At 52.6% G+C, this 19,871-nt stretch carries 16 protein-coding genes; 6 read left to right on the top strand and 10 right to left on the bottom strand.

The annotated features are described in order from the left end of the window. Positions 1-65: 65 nt before the first annotated feature. Positions 66-740, top strand: a complete 675-nt coding sequence (locus ACFVTB_RS06510; protein WP_387746559.1) for an HNH endonuclease — start codon at positions 66-68, stop codon at positions 738-740. Between the two features lie 157 nt (positions 741-897). Here the strand turns inward: ACFVTB_RS06510 and ACFVTB_RS06505 are convergent, their stop codons facing one another. The 3 genes from ACFVTB_RS06505 to ACFVTB_RS06495 form a co-directional block, all read right to left on the bottom strand. Next, complete coding sequence (locus tag ACFVTB_RS06505; RefSeq protein ID WP_387746557.1) at positions 898-1,323, bottom strand: DUF4190 domain-containing protein; 426 nt, start codon at positions 1,321-1,323, stop codon at positions 898-900. Between the two features lie 164 nt (positions 1,324-1,487). Continuing rightward, positions 1,488-2,429, bottom strand: a complete 942-nt coding sequence (gene glsA, locus ACFVTB_RS06500; RefSeq protein WP_387746555.1) for a glutaminase A — start codon at positions 2,427-2,429, stop codon at positions 1,488-1,490. Between the two features lie 129 nt (positions 2,430-2,558). After that, positions 2,559-3,914, bottom strand: a complete 1,356-nt coding sequence (locus ACFVTB_RS06495; protein WP_387746553.1) for a dipeptidase — start codon at positions 3,912-3,914, stop codon at positions 2,559-2,561. A gap of 199 nt (positions 3,915-4,113) precedes the next feature. Between ACFVTB_RS06495 and ACFVTB_RS06490 the strand changes: the two genes are divergently transcribed. After that, on the top strand, positions 4,114-4,524 hold the full coding sequence (locus tag ACFVTB_RS06490) for a YkvA family protein (protein ID WP_387746551.1): 411 nt from the start codon (positions 4,114-4,116) through the stop codon (positions 4,522-4,524). Between the two features lie 620 nt (positions 4,525-5,144). On the opposite strand, the gene yhbH is transcribed toward ACFVTB_RS06490, so the two are convergent. From yhbH to ACFVTB_RS06460, 6 genes are all read right to left on the bottom strand, one after another. Continuing rightward, positions 5,145-6,308, bottom strand: a complete 1,164-nt coding sequence (gene yhbH / locus ACFVTB_RS06485; protein ID WP_387746549.1) for a sporulation protein YhbH — start codon at positions 6,306-6,308, stop codon at positions 5,145-5,147. 200 nt (positions 6,309-6,508) lie between these two features. Then, positions 6,509-7,801, bottom strand: coding sequence for an alpha/beta hydrolase (locus ACFVTB_RS06480; RefSeq protein WP_387746547.1), 1,293 nt, complete (start codon positions 7,799-7,801; stop codon positions 6,509-6,511). Between the two features lie 15 nt (positions 7,802-7,816). After that, positions 7,817-7,960 (bottom strand): DUF5808 domain-containing protein, encoded by a 144-nt coding sequence (locus tag ACFVTB_RS06475; RefSeq protein ID WP_387747027.1) that lies wholly within the window; start codon positions 7,958-7,960, stop codon positions 7,817-7,819. Then, positions 7,957-8,892 (bottom strand): DUF1648 domain-containing protein, encoded by a 936-nt coding sequence (locus ACFVTB_RS06470; protein ID WP_387746545.1) that lies wholly within the window; start codon positions 8,890-8,892, stop codon positions 7,957-7,959. Before ACFVTB_RS06470 ends, ACFVTB_RS06475 begins: the two co-directional genes overlap by 4 nt. After that, positions 8,889-9,281 carry a GntR family transcriptional regulator gene (locus ACFVTB_RS06465; protein ID WP_387746543.1) on the bottom strand — a complete coding sequence of 131 codons (393 nt, stop codon included), beginning with the start codon at positions 9,279-9,281 and terminating at the stop codon, positions 8,889-8,891. Before ACFVTB_RS06465 ends, ACFVTB_RS06470 begins: the two co-directional genes overlap by 4 nt. Before the next feature lie 180 nt (positions 9,282-9,461). Then, the gene (locus ACFVTB_RS06460) at positions 9,462-10,463 is read right to left on the bottom strand and encodes an ABC transporter substrate-binding protein (RefSeq protein ID WP_387746541.1); all 1,002 of its coding nucleotides are present in this window, start codon (positions 10,461-10,463) and stop codon (positions 9,462-9,464) included. 619 nt (positions 10,464-11,082) lie between these two features. On the opposite strand from ACFVTB_RS06460, the gene ACFVTB_RS06455 reads away from it, so the two are divergent. Both ACFVTB_RS06455 and ACFVTB_RS06450 read left to right on the top strand, forming a co-directional pair. Continuing rightward, positions 11,083-12,246 (top strand): exonuclease SbcCD subunit D, encoded by a 1,164-nt coding sequence (locus tag ACFVTB_RS06455; protein ID WP_387747024.1) that lies wholly within the window; start codon positions 11,083-11,085, stop codon positions 12,244-12,246. Beyond that, a complete protein-coding gene (locus ACFVTB_RS06450; RefSeq protein WP_387746539.1) occupies positions 12,243-15,341 on the top strand; it encodes an AAA family ATPase in 3,099 nt (1,032 codons plus the stop codon). The genes ACFVTB_RS06455 and ACFVTB_RS06450 overlap by 4 nt, the downstream gene beginning before the upstream one ends. 1,411 nt (positions 15,342-16,752) lie before the next feature. Here the strand turns inward: ACFVTB_RS06450 and ACFVTB_RS06445 are convergent. Further along, entirely contained in the window at positions 16,753-17,295 is a 543-nt protein-coding gene (locus tag ACFVTB_RS06445; protein WP_387746537.1) for a hypothetical protein, read from the bottom strand. Positions 17,296-17,387: 92 nt separating this feature from the next. Between ACFVTB_RS06445 and ACFVTB_RS06440 the strand changes: the two genes are divergently transcribed. Then, on the top strand, positions 17,388-17,780 hold the full coding sequence (locus tag ACFVTB_RS06440; RefSeq protein ID WP_387747021.1) for a DUF423 domain-containing protein: 393 nt from the start codon (positions 17,388-17,390) through the stop codon (positions 17,778-17,780). Positions 17,781-17,918: 138 nt separating this feature from the next. After that, entirely contained in the window at positions 17,919-19,820 is a 1,902-nt protein-coding gene (locus tag ACFVTB_RS06435) for a putative bifunctional diguanylate cyclase/phosphodiesterase (protein WP_387746535.1), read from the top strand. Positions 19,821-19,871: the final 51 nt, after the last annotated feature.

The raw sequence follows: 19,871 nt of genomic DNA, 5'->3' as shown, positions 1-19,871 counted from the left end.
AGTAAAGGCTTATCATTGCGATCATGATAGAACTTGAGGTGACGACAGGGCGACAGGTAGCCCGGATGAAAATGGCTGATACCGAACAACAAACCTATAAACAATGCGCGCATTGCAATCAGCGCAAGCCAATCGGCGAATTTTTGCGCCGTACTGGCCGGCGGTCGGGAGCCGACTCGCGGCGCGGCGCCTGCCGGTCCTGCCGCAAGCTGAGGAAGGCGGCGGTTTCCGGGGCGGCCGCCGTGCAGACAGCCCCTCCGAAAGCGGAGTCTGCCCCTCCCAGCGCCGAGAAGAAGCGGCCGCGCGTGAAAGCGCCCGTTCGGCCGTCAAAGCCGAGAACGCAGCCGAAGGCTACTCCGCATTCGCCGACCGACTTCACGTTTCTGCGTCCGACGCGTCAAGGGACTGTGTGGATGCGGGGCAAAACGGATAAAGGCAGACGCTGGCATCAGGAAATCGATCTTGGTCTAGCGGAGACGCTGGTGAAGGAGAGAGCAGCTGTCGTCGTCAACCGGCATACGATCCGGCGGCTGTTCAGCAATAAAGATTTTCGCAAGTATATATTGACCCGCGACAGTTATACCTGTTATTTCTGCGGAGAGTACGGCGATACGATCGACCATATGCTGCCGCGGGCCAAGGGCGGGCATACGACGCCCGACAATTGTGTTTGCGCCTGCAACGAGTGCAACCAATCAAAGGCGGACAAAGATTTGGAAGAGTTTATGCGGGAAGTCTAGTCTTACTTACTCTTTGCAAACGAATGCGCTTAGCGTTGACGGGAGTAGGGGCGGGACGGTAGAAGCGGACGCATGAACGAGGAATATAAAAAGCGTCTCGATCCTTCGCGGAAATAAATTCGCAAAGGATCGAGGCGCTTTTTTTTCAGGCGTAGAACTAGGCGCGAAGCGATAAAAGCAGATTACTGGCGACATTATAATTGCTGTAGTAATAGTCGTTCTCGTACCCGCCGCTAAGGCCAATGATTAATATGATCAAAAAAATAAGGACAGCAATGGTGTAAAGGCTCGTGACGACAATGTTGATTACCAGTCCGGCAATCGCCATCCCTCTGCCTTGCTGTTCAGAGTGCTTCAACTCCTTGAGAGCTAACGCGCTAAAAATGATACCGACAATGCCAATGATGTAGCCTACATAAATAAAGGAAAATGCGCAAAGGCCCAGCACCAGAGCGGCAATCGCTTTGCCGTTTGTTTTTGGGGCGTAAGGGGGCGGCGTCCATTTCTGCTGCTGCTGCTGCGGATAGGGCGGCGGCGGTGGTGCATGGTTGTATTGATTTTCGTAGTTGTTATTACCCGACAATGATCTTCCTCCTACTTTCGGTTTATTAGTTAGGGACATTATACCTGCATTTCCTTATTTTATCCACAATGAATAAAGAGAGTGCGACGATCTGCGAGCCGCTACGCTGCGCATATCGTCGCACTCCTGGAGCTGCGCGCGGCACAGAGCATCTCTGGCATGTATTAGAACATGCTCAAATCCAGCTCGCGGGACATCGTTTCGAGCAGCTGAACGCCGGCGATACTATTCCCTTTGGCATTCAATGCGGGACCGACGACGCCAATACCGTATTGCCCGGGAACGAGCGTTAAAATACCGCCCGAGACGCCGCTTTTCGCCGGCAGACCGACTTGGATGGCGAATTCTCCGGAAGCGTTGTACATGCCGCAGGTCGTCATGAACGTTTTGGCGATCTGTACGTAGCGGCGCGGGATAAGCCGTTCACCCTTGATCGGGTCCACACCGTCAAAAGCAAGCACCAGCGCCATGCGGGCCAGATCCGCACAGGTAACGCTGATCGAGCAATGATGGAAATAAACGGCCAGCACCTCTTCTACGTCACCCTCCAGCACACCATTATCTTTGAGCAGGTAAGCCATTGAGCGGTTCAAATTGGCCGTCTCCGACTCCGATCGCCGAACGTCCTCATCGCATTCCAGCGAGTCGTTGCCGGCAAGCGAACGAAAGAACTGGAGTGTGCGCGCCGATTTTTCCTCTGCATTTCGTCCGCCGATCAGCGAGGATATCGCGATCGCGCCCGCATTAATGAGCGGATTAAACGGAATGCCTGGCCGAACGAGCTCGAGCTTGAGCATCGAGTTGAAGTTGTCGCCGGTCGGCTCCATGCCGACTTTATGAAAAACCGCTTCCTCGCCATTTTCTATTAGAGCGAGAATAAGCGTAAATACTTTCGATATGCTTTGCATCGTAAAGGAAAGGCCGCAGTCTCCGGCTGATGCGGACCTGCCGCTGCCGTCCAGTAGATGGATGCCGAGCGCCTCGGTTGGCGCTTTGGAAAGCTCGGGGATATAGGAAGCAACCCGTCCTTCGGACGAGCATTTTCGGCTGTCTTCCACCCATAAGGGAAGTTTGCCGGCAATTTGATCAAGTATGATGGCTGTCAACGGTGTCCCTCCTATGTCATGCTTCTCCTTAGTATAACAGTTCATGCTATTTTCCGGCACTGCGGTTTTGCGTAAAAAAAGCGGATGCCCGGCTGCCGAAGCAGCGGACATCCGCCGATACAGAGGCTGTTACAGCTGGTTCAAAAATTGAACGATCGTCAGCAGCCCTTTATCGAAGTTTTCCAGATTGAAATGCTCGTTCGGTGCATGCAGATTCTCATCCGGCAAACCGAAGCCCATCATGACGACCGGCGCGCCCAGAACGCGGGAGAACGTCTCGACGATCGGAATCGAACCGCCGTCTTTTGTAAACAGCGCCCGCGTACCGTAGACGCTTTCGTAGGCGTCGGCTGCTTTTTGCAGCATCGGGTGGGAAGGATCCATATTAAAAGCGCGTGCTTTCTCGCCAGGCACGACAGTCAGCTTCGCGCCTTGCGGCGTATGCCGATGAAGATGATCGGCAATACGCTCCAGCATCAAAGCCGGATCTTGGTCGCCGACCAGACGGCAGGTAATTTTCGCATGGGCTTCTTTCGGAATAACCGTTTTGGAGCCTTCACCCTGAAAGCCGCCGTACACGCCGTTCAGCTCCAGTGTCGGCCTTGCGCCGGTCCGCTCCACGAAGGAGTAGCCTTCCTCGCCGAACAACGCATCCAGACCGAGCTTCTCGCGCAGCTTGTCGTCGTTGAAGTTCTGCTTGGCGAACTCCTCACGCATCGCTGCGGAAAGCTCGGGAACGCCCTCGTAGAAGCCATCGACCGCAACTTTTCCTTGGCTGTCATGAAGCGTAGCCAGCAGCTCAACGATCGCATGCAGCGCGTTCGGAACGCCGCCGCCGTACGTGCCGGAATGCAAGTCGGTATTCGCCGTATGAATGGCGATTTCAAGCGAGCATAACCCGCGCAGGCCGGTAGAGATTGCAGGCTTGCCTTTCTCCAGCAGGGAAGTGTCGGAGATCAGCACGACATCGGCCGCCAGCTTGTCGCTGTTCCGGTCCATAAAGCCGGGTAAATTCGGGCTCGATATTTCTTCCTCGCCCTCAATGCAAAACTTGACGTTAACCGGCAACGCGCCTTCCTCACGGAGCAGCGCCTCGACTGCTTTAATATGAAGGAACAGCTGGCCCTTGTCGTCAGTTGCGCCTCGTGCGTAAAGCTTTCCGTCCCGCTCCTCGGGTTCGAAAGGTGGGGAATCCCACAGATGAAGCGGATCGACCGGCTGTACATCATAGTGCCCGTAGACAAGAACCGTCGGTTTTCCCGGCGCCTGCAAATGCTCCGCATATACAATCGGATGGCCGTCCGTTTGATGAATTTCGACCGTTTCAAGTCCCGCTTCCTTCAGTTTGTCGGCGACCCAAGTGGCTGCCTGCTGCATATCGTTCTTATGGGCGGACAACGCTGAGACGCTCGGTATGCTCAGAAATTGTTTCAGTTCGTTTAGTTGCGCTTCCCGGCGCTCTGCAAAATACGTTTCGTAGCTCATTCGTTATGTACCTCCTGATTTAAAGCATCATCGCCTTGCTTATTCTATTGTACTACTTTTCGGGCCGGAACTATAATCCCGCTTCCGTTTTACGTGAACGGCTTGCGACCAGAGGCCGGGCTTTTCCTTGTCTTTAGTCCAGCAGACGGAGAACATAGCGCATGGTATAGTTAGCGTAAAAAAAGAGGGAGGCGGCGTCATGCAAGGAACAGGAACAGCCGAATATCAAGCGTTTGCCAATGCCAGTGCCAATGCGGTCAAAAACGAAGCGGCGGTGAAGAAAGGGTTTTGGAGCAAAATGAAGAGGGCTGCGGGCAAAATTCCGTTCGCAAAAGAAGCCGTCTCTATGTACTATTGCGCGATAGACGCAAAAACGCCGGTATACGCCAAAGGGATTGCCTTCGCGGCGCTTGCTTATTTTATAAGTCCGATCGACGTGATTCCGGACGCGATCGTCGTGCTCGGCTTCACGGACGACGCATCCGTGGTTGCCGCGGCATTGGCCGCGATAGGTCGCCATGTGACGGAGGACCATAAGGGGAAGGCGGAAGTTTTCTTTTCGGGAGAAGCAGCGGCGCCTGCCGCCGAGCTTCAGGAAACGGGCAGATAGGGCGATACTGGGGATGCGGTTTAATCTCATTACAGACTTGACGAAGTAGATGCCCACTGAGGCAGACCCAGGTAAGTTAGAAGCTGTTCCGCTTCGGAACAGTAACTCTCGCGTACTATAACGGCCAAAATGGCCGTTATAGCGTGGAAAAGTGTGCGAGTGAGCGAAATAACGGCCGTTTCGGCCGTTGCACGCGGCGCAATAGGCCGTACCGCGTCAAAACAGCAGCGCTAGCGTACTATAACGGCCAAAATGGCCGTTGCAGCGTGGAAAAGTGTGCGAGTGAGCGAAATAACGGCCGTTTAGGCCGTTGCACGCGGCGCAATAGGCCGTACCGCGTCAAAACAGCAGCGCTAGCGTACTGCAACGGCCAAAATGGCCGTTGCGGCGTGGAAAAGTGTGCGAGTGAGCGAAATAACGGCCGTTTCGGCCGTTGCACGCGGCGCAATAGGCCGTACCGCGTCAAAATAGCAGCGCTCGCGTACTATAACGGCCAAAATGGCCGTTGCGCAAGAGTTAGCCATGAAAAAGGCTGAGAGACATCTATTTTACGCAAAAACCAAGGAGCTATGCAGCCGGATTCGGTTGCATAGCTCCTTGGTTTTTTTCGTGATTAACACTTATCCGGTTATGCTCTCCCGCTTATGGAAGAACGACTTTAACGCATTGTACACTTCGCCTTTCTCGCGAATGACATAGTACATGAAATGCTGCATGTTGATATGCTTGTAGGCCGACATGAGCGTGCTGGAGCGGTTGTATTGGTTCACTTCGCCGTAGCCGAACAGGTTCGAGCGTTTGAGCAACTCTCCGATCAGCTTGACGCAGCGCTCGTTGTCGCTGGTCAAATTGTCGCCGTCGGAGAAGTGAAACGGATAAATGTTGTAGACGCTCGGCGAGAATCGGCTGTCGATAATTTCTAGCGCTTTAATGTAGGCGGAGGAGCAAATCGTGCCGCCGCTTTCGCCGCGGGTGAAAAACTCTTCCTCCGTCACTTCCTTCGCTTCCGTATGATGTGCGATAAAGACAATTTCGACATTCTCGTATTGGCGGCGGAGGAAGCGGGTCATCCAGAAGAAGAAGGAGCGCGCCACATACTTCTCGAAACTGCCCATCGACCCCGACGTATCCATCATAGCCAGAATGACCGCATTGGATTGCGGCTTGACGATTTCCTCCCACGTTTTGTAGCGCAAATCGTCTGGCGTAATGCCGTGAATGCCGGGATTGCCGGAGGTGGCGTTGCGCCGCAGATTTTCCATGATAGTCCGTTTTTTATCGATGTTGGACATGATGCCCTTCTTGCGAATATCGTTAAAGCGGATTTCTTTCGTCTCCAGCTGATCCTTGTCCTTCTGTCTCAGAAAGGGCAGCTCCAGCTCTTCGAACAGCATCGTTTCTAATTCTGCGAGGCTAATCTCGGCTTCAATGACATCTTCGCCAGGCTGATCGCCTGCTCCTTCGCCTTTGCCAGGGCCTTTCGCAGCTTGCGGATCGACGCCAAGCACGTCGCCGACCTGGCTGTCGCCGTCGCCTTGGCCGACATGTTTATTTTTATTGTAGTTATAAACGAACCGGAATTCATCAAGGCTCCGAATCGGCACTTTGATGACTTGCTTGCCGTCGGACATAATGATGCTTTCTTCGGATACGAGATCGGGCAAGTTCTGCTTGATCGCTTCCCGAACCTTTTGCTGGTGACGGGCTTGATCCTGATAGCCCTTGCGATGCAGCGACCAGTCCTCTCTGGAAACAACAAACAGCCTGTTATCCGTTGAACCCACTTCGGAGCACCTCCTTGACTAAATAATAAATGGTTGTTATTCAATATATTCAAGTCCTCCCCGGATATGTGAAGCAAAAGTTGCCCGATTCTATCGCTGCGCTATAGCAAACTATGAACCGGATGGGAGAGCGTAGAGTCCTGAGGAACGTAAAAAAGCCTGAGTTCCGCATCGGAACTCAGGCTTTTTCGTCTGAAGATTTAAGGCGTGCTCAAAATAAATTCGCTAAGAAGCGGTATCAGCTCTTCATGCAGAGGTAAGGATTGATCGGAATAGGTCGCTAGATTTTGCTCCCGGTCGGCCGGGGCTTTCTTCAGCACATGATTCATCCCCTCTACGATATGAAGCTTTGCTTCCGACTTGGCCTCTGCCAGCGCCTTAGCGTCCTCTACTAACACTTGAATATCCGTGTTTCCTTGCAGGATTAAAGCAGGGATATGCAGCTTCTTTATTTCTTGAGCAGGATTATAGGCCAGCCAAGAGATAAGGTAGGGCTGTACCGATGCTCGGAATAACGCGTTGAGATCGGGAGAGACGGTTGATACCGATTTCCCGTTCTTTAACGATTGCAGAATAGCTTCCGATTCTTCAAATAGCTTCGGAGAAAGCTGGCCCTTGAGCTGCGCCAGCAAAACCTCATCAATCGGCTTGCCTGCGCCAGCAAGAGAGACATAGGACTGAGCGTTCGCCGTATTGGCCGCGATCATGCCAATCAAGGAGCCCTCGCTATGTCCAATGACATGAACGGAGGTGAACTCCTTCATAGATGAGAGGAGCTCGATTGCGGCAGCGGCATCCTCCACAAAATCGTCAAAGGACAGCTCTTCCTCACTGCCGGCAAGAGCCATATTTTCTCCGATGCCGCGCTTGTCATAACGAATGCTAGCAATGCCTTGTGCCGCCAGTCCCTCCGCTAACAGCTTGAGGCTGTCGTTTTTGCCCGCTCCCATCGAGTTACCATCCTTATTCGTAGGGCCTGAGCCGGCGAGTATAAGGGCGACGGGAGCTTGATCGCTGCCCTCGGGCTTGACGGTTGCGCGTTGCAGGGCTGCCTTTAGCTCCCCGCCTTTGACAGGAATTGAGATTGTTTCGTAAGTAACGGCATGGCCGCTGGATTCAACCGGACTAAGCACTAGCGGAAAGCTTCCGCCATTTTGCTTAAAAACGGCTGCTATTTTACCATCCTTTAATTCGCCTTCAATTTGAATGGTCGATTGGTTCAGGATAAACCGGATGGCCACCGCATCTCCGTCGTAATCGGGCTTTTCAAAAGGATAATCATGCAGGCCTTGGACCGGCACGGAGAAGGTGCCTTTATCCTTATCCAATGTTAATTGAATAGGGAGAGGCTGTTTCGGAATTTCGATATCTCCGCTCCATTCTCCGATAAATTGTTGATTCATAGGCGCTTTTTCTTTTTCAGTCGCCGTTTTTCCACAAGCCGTTAGTGTGACCAATAGAAAAGCCATCGAATATACAAGCAGGGTTCTCATATCTGGCACTCTCCTTTAAAGGAATAGAAATAAAAGGGGCGGAACAAGAAGCAGCAAAATGACAACAGCTGTCCATTTATTGCCCATATTGATGGTCCAGCCGAGACCGTATTTTTTTTCGACAATGAGAGAAGGATCATTTTTATTGATATAGATCATCCCCATATCCAATACTGATCGTCCTGGACGCTGGATTCGTTCGTCAGCTCGTGATTGAACTTCTCTTGAATGCTGCTTGTTTTACGAATCATGACCACAAGGCCTAGCAGGATAGCAATTAAAAAAACCGCAATCGGGAGGAGGCTAACTGTTCGGCTGCTCTCCTGTAACAGCAAAGAATGGAACTGCAAAAAAACGAAAAGAAAGGTTACGGCATAATTCACGACTAGAGCATACCAGCTTCCGTACAGTCGCTGTAACAGCTCGCGATTAGCTGAGCTTTGCCGATTTTGAGCAGTGAGATTAAGCTTGGCTGCTTTGAATTGATAAGAAGTAATGAGAAAGAAAACTTGCAGGCTAAGTAAAATTAACGGGGATAGGATGATGGACAGAGGGGATTTGTCTACCCAACGATCGGCTTCCCCGTTTATTCCCCAATGGATGGGGATCTGATCGGCTATTTGCGAATAATTCATAAAGGTAAAAGCGATAAGGGCTGCCGTTATGACGATCGGGATGATAAAGAAAGGTGCAGGCGCCAGTCTGAGTTTTTGTCGCAGTGCAAGGTCGGTGACATGCACGTAATGGGCCTGCTGCTCCCAGCCTGCATCCTGCTTGAAGCTTTTCACTTTATGGTGAAAAAACAAATAAACGGCCGTAGTAATCAACAGCATGAGCATGAGCGCGATGAAAAAACTTAGGTTTAGAATCTGCAAATCTATCGGAAAAAGATTCCCGGCCAATTGCAAGATGAGGAGAATGAGACTCGCCCCGCCGATGGTTAGACGATACGTCTTTTTCCACTGCCCCAGCTTGGGATGATGGACGAACGCTTCAGGAATCGATATGCCGAATACATTCGTTTTGCGAGTAAGGTAAGGCATTGACATTTCGATCACAGCGATTAGGACAAAAAGAGCGATATTTATCATAACGAACCCCCGTTCCACTGCTTTAAGATGCGTTGAAACAGGCTGGTGATTTGTTCCTTCTCAAGTCCTAGCGCATAGGCTTCCGCCATAACCGGCTTTAGCGCCTGCTCGACTTGCTGTAGCTTTCCTTCCTCCGCTTCTCTAGGGATACCGCCGATAATAAGCGCTTTTGCTTTAGGTCTGAGCTCGATTAGTCCTTTGCTTTCCAGCTCGTGATAGCTTTTGCTCACGGTATTCAAATTAATGCCCAGATCGGCAGCCATGACTCGAACTGACGGCAGCGTATCCCCATTCTTAAGCTCGCCGGTTGCAATCATCTCAATCAGTTGATTCGCAAGCTGCTTATACAGTTGAAGCTCATGATCGGGATTAAGCCGTATTTGCATCATCGTTCACCTCAATCTGTTATGTATGTAGTATGACAGATCTGTTATAGATATAGTATGACAGATTTGAGGGGGTGTCAATGTCTTGATCATATCAGAGCATCATAAAAAGCCCCCTGATAGGAACGGAATTTCTTCCAAGCAGAGGGCTAAAGGTTAATGATTGGTATGGAAGCTTAGCCGTTACGGCAGCAAGCTTTTCAACACAAGGTCAAGATGAGCCTCCAAGGATACAGGGTCGCTGTAATTGGAGTATTTAGGATCTAGCTGGTATACCCGATTGTTTTTCACGGCCGGAAGTGACTTCCACACATTGGTTTCATACATGTCTTCTTGCTGGCTGGCATCGCCTGTCCATGGGCTGGTGAAAATGTAGTCGCCGGCGAACTCAGGCAATTTTTCCATCGAGAGGCTGGCATATCCGGCCCCGCTGTCGATGGCTTCTTTTTGAATGATCTCCGGGGCTTTAAGATGGAACTCCCCATAAATAATTTCACCGCCGCGGCCATAATTATGGCCGAAAGCATAGATGCCTTTGGCCGAAGGCTGCAGGATGGAAACCGTCTTATCACCTACAGCTGCTTCAACTTTAGGCTTATTGTCTGCAATTTTGGCATCCCAACGCTCAATCCACGCTTTAGCTTCAGCTTCTTTGCCGGTAATGACACCGAAGTCAAGCAACTGCTCGCGGAAGTCCTTCTCTCCATATTCGATGGCAATGGTTGGAGCGATCTTTTCGAATTGCTCGATTGTTTTGGAACGAGTAATCGTAATAATGAGATCGGGCTCCAAGGAGACAATCTGTTCAAGAGAGGAATCCATTTCTCCGATGCTGCTGATGCCGTCTACCATTCCTTCGAAATAAGGGTTGTGCAGAGCTTCTTCAGGCACACCGACTGGTTTAATGCCTAGTGCCAGGAAGTAGCCGACGTAAACCTTGGAATCGACCACGATTCGCTGCGGATTGATTGGAACCTCTATATCACCATTGGCGGCTTTATATGTAATTGTTTTTTTGTCTTCAGTAGGGGCGGGTTCAGGGCTGGATGCAGGGACAGACTCAGCGTCCGAAGGCTTTTCTTCAAGGGATGGAGCAACGTTGTTGCTGCCGCAAGCCGCTACAAATAGCAGCATAAATACCATCATCGTAATATAAGCGACTCGTTTCTTTTTAAAACTTTGCATCTGTTTGTTCTCTCCTTCTTTCTGTCTGAAAATATTGAGAATGATTATTATTACTATTAGATTATGGTAACAGTTAAAAACTGTTTTTTCAATACGTACAGTATAATTTGTACAAAAAAAGGCCTCAAAACCGAAATCAGTGCATCACGGAAAAGTTGAGTAAGGCGAAGAGGCAGAGGGATTCTGGAGGAACGATAGTGGTCGCTTTTAAAGCAAGATACCTACCACAGCCATTTATCGAATAAAGGAATCAGGCTTTAATGGCGATCGGAAGAACCTTCTTACCCGCAGCGCTTCCTCTCACTCCAAGTTAAGCACTGAGTTCGGTTTTGAGCCATTAAATGAGTAGAAAATAGAATTATTGAGATGATCGTTCTCTACCTTCTCGGGCAGTTCATAGGTGGGAGGACGATTTTTTTTAATTCATTTCCTGTTGTCCAAAGGCATCTTGTTCTGCTAGACCTCTCCCCAATTTTCAATTGCATCGCTGGAGGGCAATATTTCCCGGCAGGATTTGCGGCGTTTGGGAGCGAAATAAGTACTGTTTGAAGGTTTGGCGGGGTTGTGTTTGGATAAGCGCGGTATCGACCCGTTTTGCCGAGGAAAGGATGAGGTTGAAATGAAGCTGATTCATACGGCGGACTGGCATTTAGGCAAGCTGGTTCAAGGTGTATATATGACGGAAGACCAACGCTTTGCGTTGAAACAACTGCTGGCAGCGATTGAGGAGGAGAAGCCCGACGCGGTCATAATAGCAGGCGATTTATACGATCGGGCAGTGCCGCCGACGGAAGCGGTAGAGCTGCTAGATGAACTGCTGGAACGAATTGTGATCGGGCTGGGCACGCCGGTGTTGGCCGTTTCGGGTAACCATGACAGCCCGGACAGGCTGGATTTTGGAACCGCAATGATGAAGGCGCAGGGATTACATATCGCAGGCAAATTGAAAAAAACGCCCGAGCCGGTCGTGCTGCACGATCGTTTCGGTGAGGTGCATTTTCATTTGGTGCCTTACGCCGACCCGGCGCAAGCGAGACAAGCTTACGGGGATGACGCGATTCGCACCCATGACGATGCGATGCGGGAAACGACCCAGCGGATCACCCGGCAAATGGACACGAAGGCGCGGCATGTACTGATAGGTCATGCGTTCGTAACACCTACCGGAGCGGCGGAGCCGAATACGAGCGATTCGGAGCGGCCTTTGTCGATCGGCGGAGCGGAGCATGTGACCGCTGACTATTTTACGCCTTTTCACTATACGGCACTTGGGCATTTGCATCAGGCGCATTTCGTCGCTCGCGAGAATATACGCTATGCCGGCTCTCCGCTTAAATATTCGATTTCGGAAGAACGCCATAACAAAGGCTTTTTGATTGTCGAGCTGGCGGAGGACGGTATGGTTACTGTTGAGAAGCGGGAACTGAAGCCGCTGCGAGACATGCGAAGGGTGGTCGGCATGCTCGAAGACATCGAGAAGCAGGCGCCGAGCGAAGATTATGTATTTGTCACGCTGCTGGATGAAAACCCCGTCATGTTTCCGATGGAGAAGGTGCGCGCCGTCTATCCGAACGCGCTGCATGTTGAGCGCAAGCCCGTTCGCACGATTTCGTCAGGCGAAACGGCGACAGTTGAAGCGGCTGGCCGCAGAGAGGCCGATCCGACGGCGCTGTTCGGCGCTTTTTATGAAGAGGTGAAAGGCATGCCGCTAGGCGAAGAGCAAAGAAAGCTGTTCGAGGAAACGCTTGAGCAGCTGCTGAAAGAGGAGGGCGGCGTCGCATGAGACCATTGAAAATAACGATGACCGCTTTCGGTCCTTATCGCGATGCGGAAACGATCGATTTTTCAGAGCTTGGCGATCATCGCTTGTTTGTCATTTCCGGCAGTACCGGAGCGGGCAAGACAACGATTTTCGACGCTATTTGCTTTGCGCTGTACGGCGCCGCGAGCGGCGAGGATCGCTCCGAACCGCGAATGCTGCGGAGCCATTTTGCAGACGACGACACGCATACGGCGGTCGATTTCGAATTTGCCGTAGGAAGGCGAACCTTCCGGCTGTTTCGGCAGCTTCCCCATCGCAAAGGAACGAATAAAAGCGAGACGGGCGGCAAAGCCGAGCTTTATGAGACGACGTCCGGCGGAGAGGAAATGGCCGTCGACCGGTTTACGGTCGGGGACGTGAATGCGAAACTAGAGACTATCATTGGGCTGACGAAGGATCAGTTCAATCAAATTGTCATGCTGCCGCAAGGCGAGTTCCGCAAACTGCTGACGTCTGATACGGACAATAAGGAAGAAATTTTGCGCCGTATCTTCCGAACGGAGCTGTATGAGCGGCTCGAAGGAAAATTCCAGCAGCAGACGCGGGAGTTGACCGATAGCTTGAAGGAAGCGAGGATTCGGACGGAGCTGTACCGGAATCAGGCGGCGGAGTCTCTCCCAAGACGGGAAGAAAGCGATCTGGCGGCTTTGCTCGCTCAGCCCGGCGGCAGCGCTTCTCAGCTGTCCGCCGGCATTGCGGCCGAAGCGGCCTATTACCGTGAGCTCGGTGCTGGAGCGGAAGCGGACAAAGCAGCGAGAGAGGCGGAATTGGCGGCGCACGAGGCCGAACTGCGCGAGGCGCTGGCGAGGCAGGCGCGTTTTGCGGAGCTGGCTGCCGAGCAAGGCAAGCTCGCGGAGCTGGAAAGCCGGCGCAGCGAGCATGAGGAGCGGGAGCGGAGGCTGAAGCTGGCGGAGCGGGCGGCGCTGCTCGCTCCGTATCACGAGCAGGCGGAGCGGGCCGGGCGCGACGCTGCGCAGAAGCAACGGCTGAGCGAGGAGCGGCAGGCGCTCGCTGAAGCGGCGCAGTCAGCCGCGGCGGAGGCCGAGCTGCGTTATCGCCACGAGGAGGAACGCGAGGAGGAGCGGGAAGCGGCTCGCCGCGAGCTGCATCGGCTGATAGAGCTGGCGCCAGCGGTAGAAGCACTCGCCGTTCTGCGGCAAGAGGCGGAGCGGCTCGCGGAGGCCGAGAAGCTGTGTTTGGGTCAGTTGGCCGAAGCGGAAGCAAGACTGGCTGCGGCTAAGGAAGAAAAGCAAACCTCGGCTGTTCAGTTGAAAGCGCTGGAGACCGAAAACGCGCTGCTGCCGGAGATGCTGGACCGGTTGCGCCGGGTCGAGCAGCAGGGCAGGCATGTTTCGAAGCTGCTTGAATACGAAGCGGAGCTGGGGAAACACGCCGAACTGGAAGCGCACCAGCAGCGCGAGCTGGGGGCAATGAAGCAGCGCCATGACCAGCTTGAACGATTGTGGTTGGAGGGTCAGGCAAGCCTGCTCGCCGCTCATCTTCACGATGGCAAGCCTTGTCCGGTATGCGGCAGCACTGAGCATCCGGATAAAGCGGAGGCTGCGGAAGCGGTGCCTTCGCGCGAGCAGCTCCAGCAGGCGAAGGAACAGCTTGCTCGGCTAGAATCGGAGCTGCAGGCAGCTATGCTGCAAAGCGCGGCTGCAAGAGCTGGTCGGGACGGCAGCTTGAGCGAGTTGGCCGAATACGGAGAGGTAACGGAGAATGTGCCGTTGTCAGAGCGGCAAAGCACGCTGCGGCAGGAATGGAAGCAGCTGAAGGGAGAAGTCGATCGGCTGGAGCAAGGGATGCGGACGGCTGCCGACATGAGGAAGCATGCGGAGGAGCTGGAGGAGCGGCAGGAGCAGCTGCTGCTGCGGAAAGACAAGCTGCAGGCTGAACTGCAAGTTGTCGCTGCCGATTCTGCGGCCAAGCGAACGGTGCTAGAGAAAGAGCTGGAGCGCATTCCAGAGGAACTGAGATCGCCGCAGCTGCTTGAGAAGCGGCTCGCCGATCAACGCCGTCTGGCCGATTCGCTTGCGGCGTTGTGGAAAGAGGTGCAGGACGCGCTCAGGCAGACGACGGCGAAAGCGGCCGAGGAGCGGGCGCTTTCCGAGCAGCAGAAGCTTCATGCCGCAGAGGCGGTTGCGCTTGCGAAAGAGGCGGCTGATCGTTTTAAAGAGCAGCTGGTTCAAGCACGCTTCGAATCTCAGCAAAGCTATGTCGAAGCGCTGCTGCCGGAGAGTAGCATGAGCGCTTTAATAGAACAGATCCGGGCTTACACGGCGCAGTTGGCTGCGGCCGAGAAACGGGTCGAAGATTTGAACGCTGCGTTGGCAGGGTTGCAGTTGCCTGATCTGGACGCCTTGAATGAGAAAACAGCTGGGCTGAAAAGCCGGCTTGAGGAAGCGGTTCTGGCGCTCCAATCAGCACTTCGGCTGGCATCGGAGGCGGAACGGCTTGGCAAGGCGCTGGACGAAGCAAACGCAGCGGAGCGGGCGATTGAACGGAAGCTCGGGCAGGTGCTTGACGTGTATCAGATGCTGAAAGGCGATAACGCGTTAAAGATTTCGTTCGAGCGCTACATTTTGATTGAGTATCTGGAGCAAATATTGGCGGCAGCGAACGAGAGGCTGGACCGGCTGTCCGGCGGCCAATTCGTCCTGCAGCGCAGCGACAGGCTGGAATCGAGGGGCAAGCAGAGCGGTCTGGGGCTTGACATTTATGACGCATATACAGGACAAAACCGCGATGTCAAAACGTTGTCCGGCGGGGAGAAGTTCAATGCTTCGCTATGTTTGGCGCTGGGGATGACCGACGTCATTCAGTCGCATCAGGGCGGCGTGCAAATCGAAATGATGTTCATCGATGAAGGATTCGGCTCGTTGGATGAGGATTCGCTGGGCAAAGCGATTGAAGCGCTTGTCGATCTGCAACAGGCGGGCAGGATGATCGGCGTCATCTCCCACGTGCAGGAACTGAAGCGTGCGTTCCCCGCCAGTCTGGAGGTTCGCAAGACGAAGGAAGGCTACAGCACGACGAAGATTTTTGTTCAGTAGAAAAGTTTTGTTTGGTCAATCTAGTACAGTTGAATGAAAGCGGCGCAGAGGCACATGTGGTTGATTAACGCTCTCATGCAGTGAAGCTACTACACTCTGGGAGTTGTGTGTGATGCTCTAATCAACTAGGAGACGATCCTCCACCTCGCAAATGGCCTAGAGTGAGCATGTATAGCTATCTGCTGCTCGAATAACGGCCAAATCGCAGTTATTCTGAACAAAAAGGAGCAACTGGCGCGCATTAACTGCAAAAAGGCAGTTATTGTGCATTGCGAAGCCAGATCTAGTGGCCGGGATGAGGGGATAACTGCCAAATCGCAGTTATTCCGAGCAAAAAGGAGCAACCCGCGCACAATAACTGCAAAAAGGCAGTTATTGTGCATTGCGAAGCCAGATCTAGTGGCCGGGATGAGGGGATAACGGCCAAATCGCAGTTATTCCGAGCAAAAAGGAGCAACTGGTGCGCATTAACTGCAAAAAGGCAGTTATTGTGCAGCCCGTAGTCATATCTAGTGGCCGGGATGAGGGAATAACTGCCAAACCGCAGTTATTCCGAACAAAAAGGAGCAACTCGCACGCAATAACTGCAAAAAGGCAGTTATTGTGCAGCCCGTAGTCAAATATGGTGTTGGGCATGAGTGAAAAACTGCAAAAGGTAGTTACTTTGAGCCAATAGGGGCTGATTGCACGAAGTAACTACCAGTATGCAGTTATTGTGCAGCTCGTAGTTAAATATGGTGTTAGGCATGAGTGAAAAACTGCAAAAGGTAGTTACCTTGAGCCAATAGGGGCTGATTGCACGAAGTAGCTACCAGTATACAGTTATTGCGCAGCCCGTAGCCCATTCTGATGGTGGTAGAATAAAGGCAGTATTCTGTAGCCCTGCAGTCAGAGCTGAGGAGTAGTTGGGTGGAAACTTGCAAAAGGCAGTTATTCGTGCCAAGAGGATGGAATGGCGTGAAATAAATATTAGACTATAGTTTAAACAATAACTCCAGTGGGGTTTAACCGGGAAACTCCATGCGATTGACCAGACGTTCAGCCTCGAGCGCGGCTGCGACGCAGGGCTTCCCCGAATTTCGATCATGCAAATAAAAAAGCGTCCGAACCGCCTTCACATGGGCGACTTGGACGCTTTTTTATTTGTACATCATAGTTGCCGGCGTATGGGAGCGATGTGCATGATAATTGTACGCATCACCACGAGTCCGGCGCAGACATTGTCTAACATGCCTAACAAGCTGCATGCCCACGGTATGCTGCTTGTTAGGCACGTCAACGCGAGTTGCTTGAAATGCCGCTAGCTGTGGCAGATGCGCACGATTGCAAGCAACCCGCCCACGCTAATGAGTCAGTCCCCGCTATTGCAAGAGGCCCACCCATACTATCAGCGCGCCCACGCTAACCCTGGCTATATGCCAGCACTAGCCGCGCCGACGAAGAAACCGATCAACATCAGGCCGCCCATTCCGAGTACGATCAAGCCGTTCAGAATGAGGCCGATAATGCCGAACACTTTGCGGCGATTGCGGGATGCAACGCTTACGATACCGAGGATAAGTCCGATAAACGAGCAGCCGATGCCGATGATCATCGTTAATCCTGCAGAAGCTAATGCTAGAAACCCTTCCGGCACTTCTCCGTTGGACTGCGTCATGGAATCCATGAAACCTGGATCGTTGGCAACCTGGCCAGCAAAGCTGATCGATAAAATTATTCCGGCAATGCCAAGCAATACTGAGATGATCGCCAGTACGAATGAGGCGATGCCGACGCCTGAATGCTTCAGCGGTACAGGTCTGGCCGGAGCATCCGGATTCGCTCCAAACTGCGGAGCGCCATACGAATTGTCGCCGTAATCGTTGCCTCCATATCCGTTACGGCCGTCCGGCTCGCTTGAGGGCGAAGCGTAAGGATTTGATTGTTCTTCGTTGTTGTTACGGTTGTCTTCCATTCAAAATCGACTCCTTTATGGTCAAAATGATATAATGTCCCTGGATCATGCATACCGGCAACACGGTAAAAGTATACACAAATATGGAAGGAATGAACAACACTTTGCTAAGAAAATATTTTGCTATCGGCGCCGTTGGTGCCGCTTTGGCCGTCGCTTTGGGCGCATTCGGCGCTCATGGGTTAAAAGAAACGCTGTCTGACCGTTTGCTTGAAATTTACGAAACCGGCGTTCGCTATCATATGTATCATGCGCTGGGGCTAATGCTCGTTGCGCTGCTTGCCGATCGTCTCGGAGAAAGCAAGCTGCTGCGGACAGGCGCGAATCTGCTGATCGCCGGCGTTGTCATTTTCAGCGGAAGCCTCTACGCACTGGCGCTTACAGACAAGTCCATACTCGGAGCGATTACCCCGATCGGCGGCGTCGCTTTTCTGGCAGGTTGGGGCTGTATCGTGGCTGCTGCTGTTCGCAAAGGAATAAAATAATTCAATCTGCGACAGAATTCAGCAAAATATTCCAACATCCCTCTTTCATTTAGTAAAAATTTCTATACCGACGGCTTGCTTTCGTTTATAATGAGACTAACACAAACTTGACCTGAGCAGAGGAAAGGAAGTTGGTGCGTGACTCGACGAATAGATGACTCCCTCGCAAGCCGTCCAAAGCTCGCTTCTTCCCGGCAGCGCAGCGTTGCATGGACGCTCTGTATACTCTTATTGGTCGCTTCGGCGATTTCGGTTATCCTTTCGTTTGTCTGGGCCGCCAGCACGGTGCTGGAATGGGTATCATCGCTCATATTCGCCTCCCTATTCACCATTTCTTTCATATTATTTGCAAAACGGGGACAAACGCCGGCATTCGAGCATTACCATACCCCGATCGTCGAGACGCTGCTTCGCTCGGAAGCGGTGCCTCTTGCGGTTTTGGATCGAAACGGCGTCATTATGGAAATGAACGAGGCTTCGAGCCGAACGCTTGGCTACCATCGTACTGAACTGCTCGGCAATCCGCTGGAGCCTTTGATTGAGCCGGGCAGCAGGCCGCTTTTGCAAGACTTGCTGAACAACGCCTTGAAGGGCGAATCCGGACAGACAAATGTCGGTATTACCCACCGTTCCGGTTATCCGCTGGAATTGCAGGTGGTATGCGCTCCGATGGTTAAAGCGGACGATGTGATCGGCACCGTTATTGTGAGCCATGACTTGAGCGATCGTAAACGGAATATCGAACGCATACGTTATATGGCCTACTACGATGATATGACCGGTTTGCCAAACCGGACGCTTTTTCATATCAAGCTGAGCGAAAGCCTTACAGAGGCGCAGGCTTGCGGCGGCTTGGTCGGTCTCTGCTATTTGGATCTGGATCGGTTTAAGCTGGTTAACGCTTCGTTCGGCCGCGAATTCGGCGATATGCTGCTCATGCAGGTGGCTGAGCGATTGAGCCGGACGATAGGAGAGCGTGGACTAGCCGCCAGAATGGAAGGCGACGAGTTCGCCATGTTGTTCCAGTCGATCGATTCGGAGGAGCAATTGCTGGTGTGGACGAAAGAAATGCTGCATGCAATCGAGGAGCCGTTTGAGCTGAAGGGCTTTCCTCTGCACATTACGGGCAGCATAGGGGCGGTAACAAGCCGAGTGGCCGAGGATGACGGCTATACGCTGCTCAAGAAGGCCGATATGGCGCTCGTCAAAGTGAAAGAGGGCGGCAAAAACGATTGCTTGCTCTATTCCGAGAGCTGGAGCAACTCCTCTTTGGAGCGGCTTACGCTGCAGCACGAGATGTACCGGGCCATTAAGCGCCAGGAATTCGTGCTCCACTACCAACCGCAATACGATATCGATTCCGGCGCGATGGTAGGAGTAGAGGCGCTCGTACGCTGGTGTCATCCGATCAAAGGTATGATTCCTCCGGGCCAGTTCATTCCGCTGGCGGAAGAAAGCGGGATGATCGTCCAGATCGGCGATTGGGTGCTTGAGGAGGCTTGCCGGCAAAATAAAGCGTGGCAAGAGCTCGGACTTCCGCCGATGCCGGTATCGGTTAACTTGTCGATTCGTCAATTCGTCCAGCACGATCTGGCGAGCAAAGTCGCTGCGGTTCTAGCCAAAACCGGTCTGGAAGCGCGCTATCTCGATCTGGAAATAACGGAGTCGATGACGATGGACGTCGGCCACGTCTCTCGCTGCTTGCTCCAATTGACGGAGATGGGCGTCGGCATCAGCGTAGACGATTTCGGCACAGGATACAGCTCCTTTCACTACTTGAAAAACTTCCCGATCGACCGGCTCAAAATCGACCGTTCGTTCGTCAGGGATATCCAGCAGGATCCTAGCGATGCCGAGATCGTCGCGGCGATTATCGCAATGGCTCACAACCTCAACATTCAAGTGATTGCAGAGGGCGTTGAAACCGAAGGGCAAATGGAGTTTCTAAGGAAGCATAATTGCGACGAGATGCAAGGCTACATATGGAGCCCTCCCGTAACGAGCGACAATATCGAAAAGCTGCTGGGAGCAGCCGGATAATAGGAAAAGGACGAATCGGTTACCAGCCGATTCGTCCTTTTTTTGTAAATA

The organism is Paenibacillus sp. NPDC058071 (genome assembly GCF_042885235.1).
In the GTDB taxonomy this organism is placed as follows: domain Bacteria; phylum Bacillota; class Bacilli; order Paenibacillales; family Paenibacillaceae; genus Pristimantibacillus.
The sequence above is the reverse complement of the archived record's forward strand: the minus strand, read 5'-3'. Positions and strand labels throughout refer to the sequence as shown.